3 protein-coding genes are annotated in these 1,930 nt (G+C 76.0%); all 3 read left to right on the top strand.

Annotation, left to right across the window (positions count from 1 at the left end; translation table 11 throughout):
- Window positions 1-686, top strand: a 686-nt coding sequence (locus ACFOY6_RS24000; RefSeq protein ID WP_379652442.1) for a CheB methylesterase domain-containing protein, incomplete at its 5' end; no start/stop codon positions are given.
- The gene (locus ACFOY6_RS23995) at window positions 683-1,543 is read left to right on the top strand and encodes a CheR family methyltransferase (protein ID WP_379652441.1); all 861 of its coding nucleotides are present in this window, start codon (window positions 683-685) and stop codon (window positions 1,541-1,543) included. The genes ACFOY6_RS24000 and ACFOY6_RS23995, both read left to right, overlap by 4 nt.
- Window positions 1,540-1,930: Hpt domain-containing protein (locus ACFOY6_RS23990; protein ID WP_379652440.1), on the top strand; the 391-nt coding region annotated here is incomplete at its 3' end. The genes ACFOY6_RS23995 and ACFOY6_RS23990, both read left to right, overlap by 4 nt.

Genomic DNA, 1,930 nt, shown 5'->3' with positions numbered 1-1,930 from the left:
AGCCGGCCCCGCGCGGCGCCCCCCTCCGCCCGCGGCCCCTGCCGCCGCCGCTCCGGCCCCAGCCCTCGCCCTTGCCGCCGACGCCGCCGGCGCCCGAGGCCTCCGCCCTGCCGGAGGGGGTGGTGCTGGTCGGCGCCTCCACCGGCGGGCCGCCGGCGCTGGAGATGCTGCTGGCGCAGCTGCCGGCGGGCTTCCCCTGGCCGCTGGTCATCGCGCAGCACATGCCGGCCGCCTTCACCCAGGCCCTGGCGCAGCGGCTGGACACGCAATGCGCGCTTTCCGTGGTGGAGGTGGCGCAGCCCATGCCGCTGCGGCCGGGCCACGCCTATGTGGCGCGCGGCGATGCCGACATCCTGCTCTCCCGCAGGCCGGGCGGCCTGGTGGCGCTGCCGGTGCCGTCCGCGCCGGCGCATCGCTGGCACCCGAGCGTGGACCGGCTGGTGGACAGCGCGCTGCAGCACATGCCGGCCCCCCGCCTGGCCGGCGTGCTGCTCACCGGCATGGGCAATGACGGCGCCGCCGCCATGGCGCGCCTGCACGCCGCCGGCGGCCGCACCCTGGCCGAGGCGGAGGAGAGCGCGGTGATCTGGGGCATGCCGGGGGCGCTGGTGCGCGGCGGCGGCGCCACCCAGGTGGCGCCGGTGGAAGCCATGGCCGCCTGGCTGCGGCACTGGGTGGAGGCATGAGCGTGCCCGCCTCGCCCCATACCGCTCCCGCCCCGCTGAGCCGGCAGGAGCTGATGCAGCTCTGCGACTTCCTCTACCGCCACACCGGCCTCGCCTATGGCGAGCCGAAGCGCTACTACATCGAGCGCCGCGTGGCCGAGCGGGTGCTGCACAGCGGCGCGGCGGGCTTCGCCGCCTACATGGCGCGGCTGCGCAACAGCCCGGCGGAGGTGGAGGCGCTGGTCAACAGCCTCACCGTCAACGAGACCTACTTCTACCGCGAGGACTACCAGCTCCGCTGCCTGAGCGGCGGGATGCTGCCCGAGATCGCCGCGCGGCGCAGCCCCGGCGACCGCATCCGCCTGTGGTCGATGCCCTGCGCTACGGGGGAGGAGGCCTATTCCCTGGCGCTCTGGCTGCTGGAGAACTGGCCGGTGGTGGATGCCTACCATGTCGAGATCGTCGGCTCCGACATCGACACCCGCGCCCTGGCGGCGGCGGTGGCGGGGGAGTATGGCGCCCGCGCCCTGTCGCGACTGCCGCCCGCGCTGGTGGCGCGCTATTTCGAGCCCCTGCCGGGCGGGCGGCACCGCATCATCCAGGACCTGCGGGAATCGGTGCGCTTCACCGCGGCCAACCTGGTGGAGCCGGCGAGCATGGCGGCGCAGGGCGGCTTCGATGTCATCTTCTGCCGCAACGCCCTGATCTATTTCGACACCGCCTCCCGCCAGCGCGCGATGGAGAACCTGGAGGCGGCGCTGCTGCCGGGCGGCTTCCTCTGCCTGGGCCACAGCGAGACGATGATGCCGCGGCCGGGCCGGCTCCAGCCGCGCCGCCTCGGCGGGGTTCTGGTGCATCAGCGGCCGGAGGCGGCATGAACGAGTTGCGTGACCAGTTCCTGATCGAGGGGCGGGAGCTGCTGGAGCAGGTGGGGGAGGCGCTGCCGGCCCTGCGGGCGGCGCAGGCCGGGCCGGCGCTGCTGGACCGGCTCTTCCGCGCCGTGCACACGCTGAAGGGCTCGGTCGGCCTGTTCCCGCTGGCGCCGATGGGGCTGGTGCTGCACGCCATGGAGGACCGGCTGGACACGCTGCGCGCCGCCCCCGCCACGCCGGAGGTGGTGCTGGCGCTGCAGGATGCCGCCGCCTGCTGCGAGGCCTGGCTGGAGGAATTCGCCAGCGAGGACGGCCTGCCGGACGGCGCGGCGGCGGAGGCCGCGGCGCTGGCCGCGCGGCTGCGCCCCGGCCCCGGCCCCGCCGGCGGCACCC

This window comes from Teichococcus aestuarii (assembly GCF_042651065.1).
Lineage (GTDB): Bacteria > Pseudomonadota > Alphaproteobacteria > Acetobacterales > Acetobacteraceae > Pseudoroseomonas > Pseudoroseomonas aestuarii.
Note: the sequence above shows the minus strand (reverse complement) of the source record. Positions and strands in the feature narration are given on the sequence as shown.

Coding starts and splice junctions, on each gene's coding strand:
- ACFOY6_RS23995 (WP_379652441.1), top strand. CDS start 683: ATGAGCGTGCCCGCCTCGCCCCATACCGCTCCCGCCCCGCTGAGCCGG.